The sequence below is a fragment of the Janthinobacterium sp. GW822-FHT07A03 genome (assembly GCF_058798815.1).
The window spans coordinates 289219-304631 of the sequence record NZ_JBXAKW010000008.1; the positions used below are offsets into that span (position 1 = coordinate 289219).

Consider the following 15413-nt stretch of genomic DNA (forward strand, 5'->3'; position numbering starts at 1 on the left):
GCATTAGGCGCTACAATAGGGAATCTCCTTATTCTCCCTGACTCGTCTTCTGCTACCATGACCACTTCCACACCGAATCTCGTCGTCACCCCATCCGCCCACCCCTTGTCCGACGCCGAGCGCGCCGCGCGCATGGTCAATCCCGCTTTCGGCCGCATCTTCACCGACCACATGGTGGTGATTCCTTACCGCGACGGCAAATGGCAGCAGGGCGAACTGAAGGCGTACGGCCCGCTGATGCTGGACCCGTCCGCGTCGTCGCTGCATTACGGCCAGGCCATCTTCGAAGGCTATAAAGCGTTTGCCCAACCCGATGGCAGCATCAAGACGTTCCGTCCGGAACAAAATGCGGAACGTTTCAACCGCAGCGCCGCGCGCCTGGCCATGCCGGCCATCCCCGTAGAGCTGTTCCTGGAAGCGGGCGACGCGCTGATCGCGCAAGACCGCAACTGGGTGCCGAAGAACACGGGCGAAAGCCTGTACATGCGTCCGCTGATGATCGCCACCGACCCTTACCTGGGCGTGCGCCCATCGGAAGAATACCTGTTCGTGCTGTTCGCCTCGCCCGCCGGCGCCTACTTCCCGAAAGGCGTGAAACCCGTCACCGTGTGGATCAGCGAAGACTTCGTGCGCGCCGCGCCGGGCGGCACCGGTGAAGCCAAGTGCGCGGGCAACTACGCGGCCAGCCTGATGGCCCAGTCGCAAGCGCAAGAGAAGGGTTGCGACCAGGTCGTGTGGCTCGACGCCGTGCACCGCGAGTACATCGAAGAAATGGGCGGCATGAATTTGTTCTTCGTGTATAAAGATGGCGAAAAGGTCACCGTGGTGACGCCGGAATTGACGGGCACCTTGCTGCCAGGCATCACCCGCCGCAGCCTGCTGGAAATGGCGAAAGACCTCGGCTACGCGACGGAAGAGCGTAAATTGTCCGTCCAGCAATGGCGCGACGATATCGCCTCGGGCCGCATGACCGAAGTATTCGCCTGCGGCACGGCCGCAGTCATCACGCCCGTGGGCGTGGCCAAGGCCAACGGCTTTGAAATGACCATCAACAACAATGAAAACGGCGCCGTCACGCTGGCCCTGCGCGAAGCGCTGCTGGGCTTGCAGCATGGCACGGCACCGGATACGCATGGCTGGATGCATACCGTCTGCTAAGTTGATGGTGTAATTTCACTACCGCGCCGGCACCCAGTTGCCGGCGTTTTTATATCTTGAAGGAAATACGATGAAAATTCGCTCTGTCTTGCCCGCGCTGGCCGCCGTTTTCCTCAGCCTGTCCGCCGGTGCCGTCCATGCGGCCGACGCCAGCTGCGCCATTCCGCGCAACGTCAGCTATTACGACTACGACGTCAAGCCGTCGGACGAGAAAAACACCTGCTACAAGCAAAGCACCAACGTGCCCACCGATTACTTCATGCTGGCACTGTCGTGGTCGCCAGGCTTTTGCGATAGCCAGCGCCGCCGCGGCGAAGTGTCGAAAAAGGCCGCCTTCCAGTGCGCCGAGAGCAATCACTTCGGCTGGATCGTGCATGGCTTGTGGGCACAGTCGAATAACCCGGGCACCTGCGAAGACATTTCCGTAACGCCGCCGCGCAAGACGGAACTGCACCCGCGCTATTGCAAGGGCAATCTGCCGAAGCTGGCGCCATCGGACATCCTGCCCTACATGTGCATGCAGCCCGGCGAAGCCTTGCTGCAGGGTGAATGGGAGAAACATGGCGCCTGCGATTTCGATACGGCCAAGCAGTATTTCGAGAAGGAACGCGAACTGTTCCAGGCCTTGAAATTGCCGGACAGCACCATGCCGAAAAACGCGCTGTTCCAGTGGATGAAGCAGCACAACCCGCAGCTGAAGGGCCGCTGGCTCGGCTATGAAAAGCACTCGGGCGAGTTGCGCATCTGTTATTCGAAAGATTTCAAGGTCATCGACTGCCAGAAGTGATGTAGGGTGAAATCGGCGGGCCTGCCCGGCAGAGTCCGTCCATCCATGCTAGTGTCTTGGCTGCGGCACCGTAGGCCGCCCCGGACGGGCTAGACGAACAGGCAACATGATGAAGCAGAAAAACAAGGCGCAGCCTTTCCTCGTGGGCGAGGACGGCTTGCCGCCCGGCGCCCGTTTATGGGCCATGCTGGCGCTGGCCATCGGCGTGGGCATGGCCTCGCTCGATACGGCGATCGCCAACACGGCCTTGCCGGCCATCGCCAGCGAACTGAACACGACGCCGGCCGCCTCCGTCTGGATCGTGAATGTGTACCAGCTGGCCATGGTGGCGACCTTGCTGCCGTTTTCCGCCCTCGGCGAAATCGCCGGCTACCGGCGCGTGTTTATCTCCGGCATGTTCCTGTTCACTTTGGCGTCGCTCGCCTGCGCGCTGGCCTGGTCCTTGCCCTCGCTGGTGGTGGCGCGCCTGTTCCAGGGCGTGGGCGCCAGCGCCATGATGAGCGTCAATACGGCGCTGCTGCGCGCCCTGTACCCTAAACATTTGCTGGGCCGCGCGTTCGGCAACAATGCGCTGGTGGTGGCCGTCGCGTTCGCCATCGGGCCCACGGCCGCCTCGCTGATCCTGGCGACGGCATCGTGGCCGTGGCTGTTCGCCATCAACGTGCCGCTGGGCGTGGCGGGTTTTTTCCTCGCCAGCCGCATGCTGCCGGCGACAAAACTGTCCGGCCACACCTTGGATGCGCGCACGGCGCTGTACAACGTGGGCGCCTTCGGCTTGCTCATCTTGCTGTTCGGCGACGCGGCCCATCACGCGGCCGTCTCGACCTTGCTGCCGGAACTGGTGGCCGTGGCGATCTTTTTTATGTTGCTGCTGCGCCGACAGGCGGGGCATGCGGCGCCGATGCTGCCCATCGACCTGTTCCGCCGTCCCCTGTTCTTGCTGTCGTCGCTGACGGCCATCTGCACGTTTGCCGCGCAGGGACTGGCGTTTGTTTCTCTGCCATTCTATTTTGAAGTCACCCTGGGCCGCTCGCCCGTGGAAACGGGTTTTTTGATGACGCCGTGGGCCGTGCTGGTGGCCGTGATGGCGCCCGTGGCCGGGCGCCTGAGCGACCGTTTTTCGCCGGGCGTGCTGGGCGGCATCGGCCTGGCGGCGCTGGCGGGCGGCTTGCTGACGCTCGTGTGGATACCCGCGCATCCGAGCGCTTTCGACATCGGCTGGCGCATGGCCTTGTGCGGCATCGGCTTCGGCTTCTTCCAGGCGCCGAACCTGAAAGCCATCATGGGCAGCGCGCCGCCCGAGCGGGCAGGCGGCGCCAGCGGCGTGGTCGCCACCTCGCGCCTGATCGGCCAGGCGACGGGCGCGGCGCTGGTCGCGTATTGCTTCACGGTCTCGGCCAGCCGGGGCACGACGTATGCGTTGTGCCTGGCGGCAGGATTTGCCGCCGTGGCCAGCATCGCCAGCTTTGCGCGCCTGGCGGTGGCGCAGCCGGCGTGGCTGCAAGGCAAGCGCGACTGAGTGACCTGCATCAGACGTCGATGGCCTTGTCCGACTGCATGCGCTTGCGCAATTCGAACTTCTGGATCTTGCCCGTCGACGTGCGGGGCAGGGGGCCGAAATAGATGGCTTTCGGCACCTTGAAGCCCGCCAGGTTGTTCTTGCAGAAGGCGATCAATTCCGCTTCCGTTACCGTGCCGCCTTCGCGCAGTTCGACGAAGGCGCACGGCGTCTCGCCCCACTTCTCGTCCGGCTGGGCGATGACGGCGGCCGCCAGCACTTGCGGGTGGTGGTACAGCGCATCTTCCACTTCCACGCTGGAAATGTTTTCACCGCCGGAAATGATGATGTCCTTGCTGCGGTCCTTCAGCTTGATGTAGCCGTCCGGATACATCACACCGAGGTCGCCCGTGTGGAACCAGCCGCCCGCGAACGCTTCCTGCGTCGCCTTTTCATTTTTTAAGTAACCCTTCATGCAGATGTTGCCGCGGAACATGATCTCGCCGATCTGTTCGCCGTCGGCCGCCACGGGCTGCATGGTTTCCGGGTCCAGCACGGCCACGGCGCTTTGCAAGTGGTAGCGCACGCCCTGGCGCGATTTCAATACGGCCCGCTCTTCCTGGCTCAGGGCCGCCCACTCGTCCTGCTCGGCGCAGATGGCGGCGGGGCCGTACACTTCCGTCAAGCCATACGAATGGATCAAGTCGAAGCCCATGGCTTCGATCTTCGCCACCATGGCCGCCGGCGGCGGCGCGCCGGCCACCATGCCGCGCACGGTCCAGGCTATGCCGTCGCGCCAGTTGGCGGGCGCGTTGGCCAGCGCCGCATGCACGATGGGCGCCGCGCAATAGTGGGTGATGCGCAATTCGCGCATCAGGTCGAACACGAGCTTCGGCTCGAACTTGCGCAGGCACACATTGACGCCGGCGCGCGCGGCCACGGTCCACGGGAAGCACCAGCCATTGCAGTGGAACATCGGCAAGGTCCACAGGTAGACGGCGTGCTTGGGCATGTCCCACTCTAATATGTTCGACAGGGCATTCAATGCCGCGCCGCGGTGGTGGTAGACGACGCCTTTCGGGTCGCCCGTGGTGCCGGACGTGTAGTTCAATGCGATGGCGTCCCACTCATCGGCAGGCGGCTGCCAGTCGTAATCGGGGTCGCCGCTGGCCAGCAAGGCTTCGTAGTCGAGGTCGGAAAACGCGTCCACTTCCGGACCCAGCACGTCGTTGACCTGGATCACGCGCAAGCCGGGAATCTGCGCCGCCATCTGGCGCGCCAGCTCGGCAAATTCCGTGTCGGCCAGCAAGACTTTCGCCTGACCATGGCGCAGCATGAAGGTCAGCGAGGCCAGGTCGAGGCGGATATTCAGGGCATTGAGGACGGCGCCCGCCATGGGCACGCCAAAGCTCGCTTCCACCATGGCGGGCGTGTTCGGCAGCATCACGGCGACGGTATCGCCCGTGCCCACGCCCAGCTTGATCAAGCCGGAGGCCAGGCGGCGCGTGCGCGCATACGTCTCGCGCCAGGTCTGGCGCAGGCTGCCATGTGCAATTGCCAGGCGATTGCCATATACTGCGGCTGCCCTGGCGATATAGTCGAGCGGGGTGAGGGCGGCGTAGTTGGCGCTGTTTTTGCCAAGGCCGGTGTTGAAATCAGCTGTCATGCTTGTCTCCAAGTAAAAAAATTCTGCAGCTCCCTGTTTCGGGATTGATAGGGGTTAGCATAGCACCGGTGCGATAAAATCACTGTCATCTTAGTGACAGGTCTGGAAGGTGGAATGGACAGCAACGACAGCGTGATCAGTGCAGTACCCGAACTCGACAGCCACGACTGGTTCACGGCCCTCGATGCGCGGCACCAGGCCTTGCTGCGCGCCGGCAGCGTGATCCGGCATTACGAGGCGGGCGCCGTTATTACCCGGCGCGGCGAACCGTCGGCGCACTGGATCGGCGTGCACACGGGCTTGATCAAGCTGGCCGTCTACAATGCCGATGGGCGCGGCGCCACGTTTTCCGGCGTGCCGGCCGGCGGCTGGTGCGGCGAGGGCAGCGTGCTCAAGCGCGAACTGCGCCGCTACGACGTGGTGGCCGTGCGCGCATCAAGCATCATCCTCGTGCCGGTGGACCTGTTTCATCTGCTGCTGGCCGAGAGCCTCTCCTTCAATGCCTTCGTCATCCGCCAGCTGAACGAGCGCATGGGCCAATTCATCGCCACCATCCAGAACCAGCGCCTGCTGGCCGTCGATGCGCAGGTGGCGCAAGCGATCGCGCAGCTGTTCCACCCCATGTTATACCCGCGCACCTCCAGCGTGCTTGAGCTGTCGCAGGAAGAAATCGGCTTGCTGACGGGCATTTCGCGCCAGCGGGTGAACCAGGCGCTGGGCCATCTGGCCGAACTCAAGCTGATCAGCATCGCTTATCAGTCCATCCGCGTCGTCGACCTCGATGGCTTGCGCCGTTATGGCGTGGCGTCGCTGTGATGACAGACTGCTTGCGCGATGTGTGGCATGCTGGCGGCTCGTTCACCACCTTGACCTGACGCATGGCCCTCGTTTCCGATCATCCTCTGCACTTGCTGGGCTTGCGCTTTCCGCTCAGGCTGCGCGTCACCGTGCGCCAGGGTTTTGTCACCTTGCATAATGAAATCGCCACCAAGAAGCTGGCCAGCGGCGACAGCTTCGTCGTGCCCGCCTTCTTGCGCTTTGCCTGCGACGTGATGCCGGGGCGGGGCAAGCCGGCCGTGTTCACCTTGGCGCTGGAAGGCGATGAGCCCGATGGCGGCCACGGCGGCGGCAAGCGCTGGAGCCAGGCGCTGGCGCAGCACATCTTTGATACGCCGCAAGGCAAATGGACGGCGGCGCGCCTGGCGGCCCTGTGGCAAGTGACGCCGCACAAGGCGCGTGCCCGCCTGTTTGCCGAGGGCGAGGCATTGCTCAGCCTGGTGCGCGAACAGCGTTTGGCGCACGCGTTGCACACGGCGGCGCAAGCGGGCGCCGATGGGGAAGACGGCGAGCGCGACCTGGCCCAAGTGGCTGCCGGCTCCGGCTTTGCCTCGATCCCCGCGTTTTGCGACGCCTGCGTGGACGTGGCCGGTGTGCGCCCCAGCCTGTTCCTGCGGGGCCAGGCGCCCGGATAGCCAGACTCCGTTATAATCGGGGCCATGGGATCATTATTGAAGCGCAAACAGTGGCATATGTGGTTCGCCTGCCTGGCGATACTGCTCAATGCGCTGTCGCCGTCCCTGTCGTATGCGTTTGCCTCGCGGCATGCGAACGCGAACAATGCCACCGTCGAAATCTGCTCGGCCAGCGGTGCCGTCTACACGCAAGCGGACCTGGCGCCAGCCGTCAGATCCACCACCGATTCCGTGCTGCACCACATCGAACATTGCCCGTTCTGCATGAGTCATGCGGGCGGCGTGGGCTTGCCGCCGTCCTCATCCTCGCCGCTGGCCGTCATCACGGGCCACGACCACTATCCGCCATTGTTTTACCAGGCGCCGAAAGCGCCGTTCGCGTGGCTGGCCGCCAGTCCGCGCGGCCCGCCGTCCCTGGCCTGAGTACACCTGTTCTGCCTGCCGCCATGCGGTATGGCATCTGTTTCCTGATTTGTATCAACTACGCCCATTGGGCCGGAATTACCATGAAACGTCGTCTCTTCCTTCTCGCCGGCACGGCGGGATTGCTCACGCTTGCCGCCTGCGAGCCTGCGCCGAAACCCCATTACAACGGCCTCGACCTGACGGGCGGCGATTACAAGCCCGACTTCAAGTTGAGCGGCCCCGACGGCAAGGTCTACACCTTGGCCGACTTCAAGGGCAAGTATGTGATGGTCTTCTTTGGCTTCACGCAATGCCCGGACGTGTGTCCGACAGCCCTGTCGCGCGCGCTGGAAATCCGCCAGAAACTGGGCGCCGATGGCGATAAACTGCAAGTGATCTTCATCAGCATCGACCCCGAGCGCGATACGCCCGAGTTGCTGGGCGAGTACATGCGCGCCTTCGACCCCAGCTTCCTCGGCTTGCGCACGGACCCGAAGGACACGGCGCAGACGGCCTTCAACTACAAGGTCTTCTACCGCCGCGTGCCGAGCGGCAGTTCGTACACGATGGACCACACGGCCATCAGCTACGTGCTCGATACCGAGGGGCGCATGCGCCTGGGCCTGAAGCACCAGCTCACGGGCGATGAGTGCGTGCAGGACATCAAGACCCTGATGAAATCGAAATACACCTTATAACTACCGAGGAAATGATCATGACCCATCTGAAAACCCTGCTGGCCACGGCCCTGACCGTGCTGTCCTTCTCCGCCGCTGCCCAGACTTCCGTGCAGATCACCGACCCGTGGGTGCGCGCCACCGTGCCGCAGCAAAAAGCCACGGGCGCCTTCATGCAGATCACGGCGCCGAAAGCCATGCGGCTGCTGGAAGTGCGCTCGCCCGTGGCGGGCGTGGCGGAAATCCATGAAATGAGCATGGCGGACAATATGATGCGCATGCGCCAGGTCAAGGAATTCGCCTTGCCAGCCGGCAAAGCCGTCGAACTGAAACCGGGCGGCTACCACGTGATGCTGCTGGACCTGAAAAGCCAAGTGAAGGCGGGCGACAAGATCCCGCTGACCCTGGTGCTGGAAGGCGAGGACAAGCACCGCGAAACCATCGAAGTGACCGCCGTGGCCCGTCCGCTGGGCGCCACCAGCATGCCGGCGATGAAACACTAAGCCTGCCGCTGTTCCTTGAAAAGCCCGGTACGCCGGGCTTTTTTGCGCCCGCCTGAAAGTTAAACGGTTGTTTGATATAATTCCGCACAATATTAAACGGCTGTTTAACTGATGGGAATGGCATGGCGGAAGAGAAAGAAAACGAACCGGCGCGCGCGCGCATCCTGCAGGCGGCGGTGGAGCTGTTTGCCGACGACGGTTACAAGCTCGCGTCCGTGCGCAGGATCTGCGAAGCGGCCCACGTCAACGTGGCGATGGTCAATTACTATTTTCATGGCAAGGAAGAGCTGTATCTGGCCGCCTTTGACCATGCACGCGAACTGGCGCGCGCTTCGGCTGCCGACGTGGCTGCCGCCAGCGCGCAGGCGCAGTTGCCGCCCGTGGAACAGTTGCGCCTGGCCATCGAGGCGCTCGTGTCCGACATGCTGCGCTCGGGTCACGCATCGCTGTTCAGCCGCCTGGTGGCGCGCGAGCTGATCGAGCCGACGGCGGCCATCCACAAGCTGGCCGAGCGCAATGTGCGTCCGCAGCATGCCCTGTTTACGGGCTTGATCCGTGGCGTGGTGGGGCCGGCCATGCCGATTGAGGTGGTGCAGAAATGCGTGTTCAGCGTGATTGGCCAGGTGGTGTTCTATGCCCGTTCGCGCATCGTGCATGAACTGGTGGTGCCGGAGATCACCTATGACGAGGCGGGTATCGCCGATATCGCCCGGCATATTGCCGCCTTCTCGCTGGCGGCCCTGGACGGCTTGCGCCGCCAACATTCTGCGCAGGAGCTTGCATGAAAACCAGAAACCTGACCCTGGTGCTGGCCGGGCTGGCCATGCTGGGCCCGTTCGCCACCGATACCTTCTTGCCATCGTTTCCCGCGATCGGCACGCATTTCGACGTCAGCAGCGTGCTGGTGCAGCAGACCCTGAGCGTCTATCTGGCCGCCTATGCCTTCATGACCTTGTTCTACGGTACCTTGTCCGACTCGTTCGGCCGCCGTCCCGTGATCCTCGCATCCTTGCTGATCTTTGCCGTCGGCTCCATCGGCGCCGCCTTCGCCCCCAGCTTTGGCTGGCTGCTGTTCTTCCGCGGCATGCAGGGCGCCTCGGCCGGCGCGGGCAGGGTCATCGGGCAAGCCATCGTGCGCGACAGTTTATCGGGCGCGGCCGCGCAAAAGATGCTGGCCAATATCATGATGGTGTTCGGCATCGCCCCGGCCATCGCCCCCATCATCGGCGGCTGGCTGCACGTGGCCTACGGCTGGCAGTCGACGTTCGTGTTCACCTTTACCGTCACCGTGCTGCTGGCGCTCGCCTGTCTGAAAGGCTTGCCGGAAAGTTTAGCTGTCGAGCAACGCCAACCCTTCCATCCAGGCAACATCGCGCGCAATTACTGGCTGGCCTTGCGCCACCGGGCTTTCCTCTTGCGTTCGCTGGCCGTGGCCTTCGCCTTTGGCGGCTTTGCGCTGTACATCGCCTCGGCCCCGCATTTCATCCTGGAGTTGCTGCGTCTGCCGGAAACGGCGTTTGGCTGGATGTTCATCCCCATGGTGGCCGGTTTGGTGCTGGGCTCGGCGCTGTCGGGCAAGCTGGCCCACGTGGTGAAAAGCACCGTGCTGGTGCGCTGGGGCTTGCTGGCCATGGCGGCCACGGGGGCCATCAATATTGCTTACAACCACTGGTTCGCGGCCAGCATCCCGTTCGCCGTCGTGCCCGTGATGCTGTACGCGTTCGGCATGTCGCTGGCCTTGCCGGGCATGACCATGTCCACGCTCGACATCTTCCCGCAGATGCGGGGCCTGGCCGCGTCCCTGCAGAATTTCGTACAAATGCTGGTGTTTGCGCTGGTGTCCGGTTTTGTCGCACCCTTGCTGTTCGACAGCGCATTCAAACTGGCGCTGGGACAGGCTTCGGCCGTCGTGCTGGCCGCCGCATTCTGGTGGCTGGGCAGCCGGCAAGGGGCGGGGCAGGGCGTGGCTGGAATTGTTAAAACAACATGAGGCGACCTGGAAAAGGATGGCATGCTTTCTGCTTTGTTACACTGTGACAATCAGACCCCCGCTGCGGGCAGCACAGCACGCGCGCGGGTCTAAGCAGTTTTGCAACTTTACCTTTGGCTATCATGCACTTGATTAACTCCAGTTTGAACCACGCCTTGCGCGTGCCGCTGGCTGCGGAAATCCACTCGCGGCCGTTTTTGCAGCTCGACGCCCCCGAGCTGATCACCCATCTTGCCGTGTATAAAGATGACAGCGCGGCACCCGGTGCGTCGAATATGGCGGCCCAGCACGCCACTCTGGCGGCCCTGTGCACGCATTTCGGCGTTACGCCGCCCGCTGCCGAAGCCAAGTATTTTTATTACGACTTTGGCCGCTTCCGCCTGAAATGGGAGTGCCACACGGAATTTGCCACGTTTACCTTCGCCGAACACCCGGGGCAGGCCTTGCCTCTGGAACAGGCGTTCGAGCGCATGCCCCTGGAACAGTTGCCGCAGCAATGGCTGGTGGGCTTGAAGGGCAAGCTGATGGTGGCCGCGCACGTGGTGCTCGAGCAGGCAACCGAGCCTGCCGAAATCTTCATGCAAGGCTTGTCGCGCGTGTTCGAAGGCAACACCCTGGCCGGCAGCAAGGTATTGCAGGGCGGCGAATTATGGACGGATTTCACCATCCAGTCAGACGGCTTCAGCCGTTTCGTCATCCGCGACGCGGGCATGCGCTCGCAGCAGTCGGGCCGCCTGGTGCAGCGCGTGCTGGAAATCGAAACCTACCGCATGATGGCCTTGTTGGGCTTGCCCTACGCCATGCAGGCGGCGCCATCGTTGAATGCCATCGAGAACGAACTGGCGACCCTGGCCGCCGCCATGGTCGATACGGACGACGCCCCGGGAGCCGGCGACGAGGGCGTCTCCGAGCAAGCCTTGCTCGACCGCATCACGCGCCTGGCGGCCCGCATTGAAAAGCTGTCGCTCGACAATAGCTACCGTTTTTCCGCCTCGAAAGCCTATATGGGCCTCGTGAAAGCGCGCATCGACGAGCTGCGCGAAGTGCGCATCGAGGGCATCCCCACGGTCGAGGAATTCATGGACCGCCGTTTGACGCCCGCGATGAATACGTGCGAAGCGATGGCCAGCCGCCAGGAAGCGATGGCGCAGCGCATTGCCAACACCAATGACTTGCTGCGCACGCGCGTGGGCATCGTGCAGGAATTGCAGAACCGGCAAATCCTGCAATCGATGAACGCCCGCGCGGCCCAGCAACTGCGGCTGCAGCAAGCGGTGGAGGGTCTGTCTGTCGCCGCCATCTCGTATTACGTGATCGGCCTGTTCAGCTACACGGGCAAGGCGGCCAAGGTGCTGGGGCTGCCCGTGAATCCGGAAATCCTCGTCGGTGCCCTGGTGCCGTTCGTGGCGGCGGCCGTCTGGCTGGGCTTGCGCCGCATGCACCACAAGCTGCACGCCGACTGAGCCGTGTAAGCAGCTTTGCGGCTCCGGCGGCGCGTACGCCGCGCGCCGCCAATCTTTGCTATCGTGCTGGCCTCATTGTTTGCTACAAGGAAATCAGCGTGCTTGCCAAGGTTGGAGATATCTATAGTGTGTTTTCGCACAGGCTGCAGCAGTATGTGGCTTGCCAGGTCACGGCCATCGATGATACGGCGTCCGGCAGCGCCCCGCTGGCCGCCATTTTGCAGCTGGACTGGACGGGCGACGCCTTGCCCGATGCCGCAGCAGTGCAGGCGATGCGCCCGCTGGTGTGCGATTACTATTTCTGGAACAGCCGCCACGACCACAGCTTTGCCAGCGCGAAGGTGCCGCGCCATTACACCCTGGTGGCCAATGTCGCGCCGCTGGTCGATACGGCAGTGAAAAGCTACAGCGGCGGCTGGCACATGGGCGACAGCGTGTACCGCCAGCGCCGCTGGGAGCAGGTCGACCCGGCCAGGCGCCGGCGCTTCAAGGCGGCATCGAGCGAGGAAGTACGCATAGGCGGCCAGGCCGTGCGCCAGAAGACGAACCGCATCGGCGACGATATCCTGCAGGCGATCAGCGACCTGTCCGAACTGGACCAGCTGCCTTGCCTGACGACCATCGAAACGCGCCACGGCAGCGCGGCGCTGGCCGCCTACATCAACGGCAACCCCATCATCAACGAAGTGCAGTGGCAGTCCTCGACGGAGGGCGAACTCGACTTGCGCAACAGCAATGTCAGCCGCCTCGTCGTGCATGCCGCAGGCTTGCGCTCGCTACGCCTGAACGAGGGTTTGAGTACCCTGATACTGAATGGCGCGCCGTCGGCCGCGCTGCGCATCGACGACCCGCATGCGGGGCGTTTCCTGCGCCTGCAGTGTTCCGGCGCCCTGGCGCCATTCCACGGCCTCGACCAGCTGGCGCGCCTGTCGCTGAGCGCCATGCCGGTGGTCGATTTCGACGCCGTGGCGCAGCGTTTCCCCGTGCTGACGGACCTGACCGTGTGGGGCAAGCCGGGGCTGGCGTCGAACCTGGCCAGCATCGCCAGACTGGACCGTTTGCGCTCCTTCACCGCGTATGAACTGTTTGGCTACGGTGCCGACGACTTCCCCGCGCCGGCGCAGTTGCCGGCCTTGTCCAGCCTGCCGGCCGACGCCGCCAAGGCCATCAAGGCCAGTTATAGAAAGGCGGCGGCGCTGGGCCTGGACTTGTCCGTGACGCGGCCGCGCAAGCCGGAATGGCTGGCGGAAAACCTGGATAACCCGTTCCGCGACTGGGATGGCCGCGAACACATTGCGGCGGCATATGCCAAAAAGGCCGCGCAGGCGTATAAAAAGCTGCTGGCCACGGCGCGCACGCTCGACGGCGCGAACGATGCCGGGATGGCGCAAGCCATGGCGCAGGAGATGGTCACCGCCTACGTCGGCGTGTTCAACCAGATAGAGCGGCGTTCCAGCGTCATCGAGACGGTGGAGCGCGATGAAATCTACGTGGCGCTGGAGCAGGTGCTGACGCAGGTGCCGCTGCCGGATGTGGCGGCGCTGTACGCCTTGTTCGACCGCCTGCGCGATTTTTAGTCAGGCATAATCTAGAAAAAAAGTTCTAGACATGGCGTTCTAGAATCGGTATTCTAGCGTCATGTTAAAAAATACCGCCACTCCCCATCCCACGGCCGCCGAACTGGATCTGCTGCGCATCCTCTGGCGGCGCGGTCCGTCCGACGCGCGCGCCGTGTACGACGCCCTGGCCGAAGAGCGTGCCGACGCCAGTTACGCCACCGTGCTGCGCCAGTTGCAGCTGATGCATGGCAAGGGCTTGCTGAGCCGCGACGAAAGCCAGCGGCCGCAGCTGTATGCGGCCGTCGACGCGCAGGAAAAGCTGCAGACCAGCTTGCTCAAGGACTTGATCGGCAAGGTGTTTTCCGGTTCCGGCAAGGCGCTGGTGCTGACGGCGCTGCGCGAGCACGTGAGCGACGCGGAACGCCTGGAAATTGAAAAAATCCTGCGCAGCAAGGATGGCAAACAGCCATGAACCTGGACATGCGCCTCGGCATAGAGTTGGGCAAGCTGGTCCCTGCGCTGGGCTGGGTCTTGCTGTATTTTGTCTGGCAGGGCTTGATCGTGGGCGCCGTGTCCGCAGTCCTGCTCCGGCTGCTGCGCCAGGCCAGCGCGCGCTGGCGCTATGCCGTCTGCGCGCTGGGGCTGCTGCTGTGCCTGTGTATTCCCGCCATCCATCTGCTGTCTCTGCTGTCCGGCATGTCGCCGGCCCAGCTGCCGGTGGCCGCGCCGCCCGCCTGGCGCGCCGCGCTGCAAGCGTGGATGCCGGCCCTGGTGCTGGCCTGGAGCGCCGGTGTCGCCCTGATGAGCTTGCGCCTGTGCCTGGGCCTGGCGTGGGTCGGCAAGCTGCGCCGCCAGGCCGTCGCTGCCCCGGCCATCTGGCAGGCGCGCCTCGATGCGCTGGCCTTGCGCATGGGCTTGCACGGCAGTCGGAAAGTGCCGCTGAAGCTGCATGGGGGATTGTCCAGCCCCGTCACGGTGGGTTTCTGGCGCCCCGTCATCCTGCTGCCGGCCGCCTTGCTGAGCGGCATGCCCGTCGCCTTGCTCGAAGCGCTGCTGGCGCATGAACTGGCGCACGTGCGGCGCTGGGATTACCTGGTCAACCTGCTGCAAAGCGTGGCCGAGGCGCTGCTGTTCTTTCACCCCGTCGTCTGGTGGCTGTCGGCGCGCATGCGGGCCGAACGGGAACAGGTGGCCGACGCCCTGGCTGCGCAGGCGCTGCAAGACCCGCAGCAGCTGGCCACGGCGCTGCATGCCTTGTCCCTGCACGCTGCCGCGCCGCAGCATTCCGGCTTGCTGATGTCGGCCCGGGGCGGGGCGCTGCTCACGCGCATCGAACGCCTGATGGCGCCTGGGCTTGATACGGCCGGCTGGAAGTTTGCCGTGCCCGCCTTGCTGCTGGCTTGTGCCACCTTGTTGCTGCAGGTACAGGGCAAGCCCGCCGTCAGCGGGGCCACCTTGGCCGCCGCCGCCGTCGCCATGCTGGACTTGCCCGTCAGCGCGAAACACATGCTGGTATTTGACGACAGCACGGGCCAGGTGCTGATGGCGAAAGATGCGGACGCCGTCGTGCCGATCGCCTCGATCACCAAGCTGATGACGGCCATGGTGGTGCTGGACGCCGGCCTTGACCCGGACGAACAGCTGCGCATCGTGCGCGCCGATGGCGATGCGTCCTTGCAGCGCCACAGCCTGCTGGCCGATGGCGTGGCCGTGTCGCGCGGCGCGCTGTTGCAACTGGCGCTGCTGCCATCCGAAAACCGCGCCGCCGCCGCGCTGGCGCGCACTTATCCCGGCGGCAACGCGGCTTTTCAGCAAGCCTTGCAGGCGAAGATCCGCCACCTGGGCTTGCGCCGCACCAACCTGACGGACCCCGTCGGCAGTTCGCCCGCGAATACGTCGACGGCCAGCGAGGTGGCCAGGATCGTGGCGGCGGCCGCGCGCTATCCGGACATCGCGCGCATCACCAGCCACCCGCAGGCCAGCGTGGCCGTCAATGGCAAGGTCCGCACCCTGCGCAACACCAACCCGCTGGTGGGCGGCAAGGGCTGGGACATTTTATTGTCCAAGACGGGCAGCAGCCACGAGGCGGGCAGCTGCCTGACCATGCGCATGCGCAGCGGCGGCAAGCACGTCACCGTGGTGCTGCTGGACGCCGACGGCGCGCAGCGGCGCTCGCTCGACGCCGGACACATCCGCGACACCCTGGCCGGGAGCCCAGGCCGCATGCATTGATAC

General features: G+C 64.2%; 15 protein-coding genes. 14 read left to right on the forward strand and 1 reads right to left on the reverse strand.

Going from position 1 to position 15413, the window contains the following annotated elements; genetic code table 11:
- The first annotated feature begins 57 nt into the window (after window positions 1-57).
- The 3 genes from AC1RJW_RS23075 (at window position 58) to AC1RJW_RS23085 (ending at window position 3464) form a co-directional block, all read left to right on the forward strand.
- On the forward strand, window positions 58-1158 hold the full coding sequence (locus AC1RJW_RS23075; protein ID WP_493047026.1) for a branched-chain amino acid aminotransferase: 1101 nt from the start codon (window positions 58-60) through the stop codon (window positions 1156-1158).
- A gap of 70 nt (window positions 1159-1228) precedes the next feature.
- Window positions 1229-1945 (forward strand): ribonuclease T2 family protein, encoded by a 717-nt coding sequence (locus tag AC1RJW_RS23080; protein ID WP_493047027.1) that lies wholly within the window; start codon window positions 1229-1231, stop codon window positions 1943-1945.
- A 106-nt stretch (window positions 1946-2051) separates the two neighbouring features.
- Window positions 2052-3464 carry an MFS transporter gene (locus AC1RJW_RS23085; RefSeq protein ID WP_493047028.1) on the forward strand — a complete coding sequence of 471 codons (1413 nt, stop codon included), beginning with the start codon at window positions 2052-2054 and terminating at the stop codon, window positions 3462-3464.
- A 10-nt stretch (window positions 3465-3474) separates the two neighbouring features.
- On the opposite strand, the gene AC1RJW_RS23090 is transcribed toward AC1RJW_RS23085, so the two are convergent.
- On the reverse strand, window positions 3475-5109 hold the full coding sequence (locus AC1RJW_RS23090; protein WP_493047029.1) for an acyl-CoA synthetase: 1635 nt from the start codon (window positions 5107-5109) through the stop codon (window positions 3475-3477).
- Between the two features lie 114 nt (window positions 5110-5223).
- Between AC1RJW_RS23090 and AC1RJW_RS23095 the strand changes: the two genes are divergently transcribed.
- The 11 genes from AC1RJW_RS23095 to AC1RJW_RS23145 all read left to right on the forward strand — a co-directional run bounded on the left by AC1RJW_RS23095 (window position 5224) and on the right by AC1RJW_RS23145 (window position 15410).
- On the forward strand, window positions 5224-5925 hold the full coding sequence (locus tag AC1RJW_RS23095) for a Crp/Fnr family transcriptional regulator (RefSeq protein ID WP_493047030.1): 702 nt from the start codon (window positions 5224-5226) through the stop codon (window positions 5923-5925).
- Window positions 5926-5987: 62 nt separating this feature from the next.
- Window positions 5988-6581 (forward strand): helix-turn-helix transcriptional regulator, encoded by a 594-nt coding sequence (locus tag AC1RJW_RS23100; RefSeq protein WP_070291699.1) that lies wholly within the window; start codon window positions 5988-5990, stop codon window positions 6579-6581.
- Between the two features lie 24 nt (window positions 6582-6605).
- On the forward strand, window positions 6606-7004 hold the full coding sequence (locus tag AC1RJW_RS23105) for a DUF2946 domain-containing protein (RefSeq protein WP_493047031.1): 399 nt from the start codon (window positions 6606-6608) through the stop codon (window positions 7002-7004).
- An 83-nt stretch (window positions 7005-7087) separates the two neighbouring features.
- On the forward strand, window positions 7088-7684 hold the full coding sequence (locus tag AC1RJW_RS23110) for an SCO family protein (RefSeq protein WP_493047032.1): 597 nt from the start codon (window positions 7088-7090) through the stop codon (window positions 7682-7684).
- 17 nt (window positions 7685-7701) lie between these two features.
- A complete protein-coding gene (locus tag AC1RJW_RS23115) occupies window positions 7702-8166 on the forward strand; it encodes a copper chaperone PCu(A)C (protein WP_493047033.1) in 465 nt (154 codons plus the stop codon).
- A gap of 122 nt (window positions 8167-8288) precedes the next feature.
- Window positions 8289-8951: a CerR family C-terminal domain-containing protein gene (locus AC1RJW_RS23120; protein WP_493047034.1), complete on the forward strand. Its 663-nt coding sequence runs from the start codon at window positions 8289-8291 to the stop codon at window positions 8949-8951.
- Window positions 8948-10156, forward strand: a complete 1209-nt coding sequence (locus tag AC1RJW_RS23125) for a multidrug effflux MFS transporter (RefSeq protein ID WP_493047035.1) — start codon at window positions 8948-8950, stop codon at window positions 10154-10156. The genes AC1RJW_RS23120 and AC1RJW_RS23125 overlap by 4 nt, the downstream gene beginning before the upstream one ends.
- 122 nt (window positions 10157-10278) lie before the next feature.
- Window positions 10279-11619, forward strand: a complete 1341-nt coding sequence (locus AC1RJW_RS23130; protein WP_493047036.1) for a DUF3422 family protein — start codon at window positions 10279-10281, stop codon at window positions 11617-11619.
- 98 nt (window positions 11620-11717) lie between these two features.
- Window positions 11718-13196, forward strand: coding sequence for a hypothetical protein (locus tag AC1RJW_RS23135; RefSeq protein ID WP_493047037.1), 1479 nt, complete (start codon window positions 11718-11720; stop codon window positions 13194-13196).
- Window positions 13197-13257: 61 nt separating this feature from the next.
- Window positions 13258-13650 (forward strand): BlaI/MecI/CopY family transcriptional regulator, encoded by a 393-nt coding sequence (locus AC1RJW_RS23140; protein WP_493047038.1) that lies wholly within the window; start codon window positions 13258-13260, stop codon window positions 13648-13650.
- Entirely contained in the window at window positions 13647-15410 is a 1764-nt protein-coding gene (locus AC1RJW_RS23145; protein WP_493047039.1) for a M56 family metallopeptidase, read from the forward strand. Before AC1RJW_RS23140 ends, AC1RJW_RS23145 begins: the two co-directional genes overlap by 4 nt.
- The last annotated feature ends 3 nt before the right edge of the window (window positions 15411-15413 follow it).

Coding starts and splice junctions, on each gene's coding strand:
- AC1RJW_RS23075 (WP_493047026.1), top strand. CDS start 58: ATGACCACTTCCACACCGAATCTCGTCGTCACCCCATCCGCCCACCCC.
- AC1RJW_RS23080 (WP_493047027.1), top strand. CDS start 1,229: ATGAAAATTCGCTCTGTCTTGCCCGCGCTGGCCGCCGTTTTCCTCAGC.
- AC1RJW_RS23085 (WP_493047028.1), top strand. CDS start 2,052: ATGATGAAGCAGAAAAACAAGGCGCAGCCTTTCCTCGTGGGCGAGGAC.
- AC1RJW_RS23090 (WP_493047029.1), bottom strand. CDS start 5,109: ATGACAGCTGATTTCAACACCGGCCTTGGCAAAAACAGCGCCAACTAC.
- AC1RJW_RS23095 (WP_493047030.1), top strand. CDS start 5,224: ATGGACAGCAACGACAGCGTGATCAGTGCAGTACCCGAACTCGACAGC.
- AC1RJW_RS23100 (WP_070291699.1), top strand. CDS start 5,988: ATGGCCCTCGTTTCCGATCATCCTCTGCACTTGCTGGGCTTGCGCTTT.
- AC1RJW_RS23105 (WP_493047031.1), top strand. CDS start 6,606: ATGGGATCATTATTGAAGCGCAAACAGTGGCATATGTGGTTCGCCTGC.
- AC1RJW_RS23110 (WP_493047032.1), top strand. CDS start 7,088: ATGAAACGTCGTCTCTTCCTTCTCGCCGGCACGGCGGGATTGCTCACG.
- AC1RJW_RS23115 (WP_493047033.1), top strand. CDS start 7,702: ATGACCCATCTGAAAACCCTGCTGGCCACGGCCCTGACCGTGCTGTCC.
- AC1RJW_RS23120 (WP_493047034.1), top strand. CDS start 8,289: ATGGCGGAAGAGAAAGAAAACGAACCGGCGCGCGCGCGCATCCTGCAG.
- AC1RJW_RS23125 (WP_493047035.1), top strand. CDS start 8,948: ATGAAAACCAGAAACCTGACCCTGGTGCTGGCCGGGCTGGCCATGCTG.
- AC1RJW_RS23130 (WP_493047036.1), top strand. CDS start 10,279: ATGCACTTGATTAACTCCAGTTTGAACCACGCCTTGCGCGTGCCGCTG.
- AC1RJW_RS23140 (WP_493047038.1), top strand. CDS start 13,258: ATGTTAAAAAATACCGCCACTCCCCATCCCACGGCCGCCGAACTGGAT.
- AC1RJW_RS23145 (WP_493047039.1), top strand. CDS start 13,647: ATGAACCTGGACATGCGCCTCGGCATAGAGTTGGGCAAGCTGGTCCCT.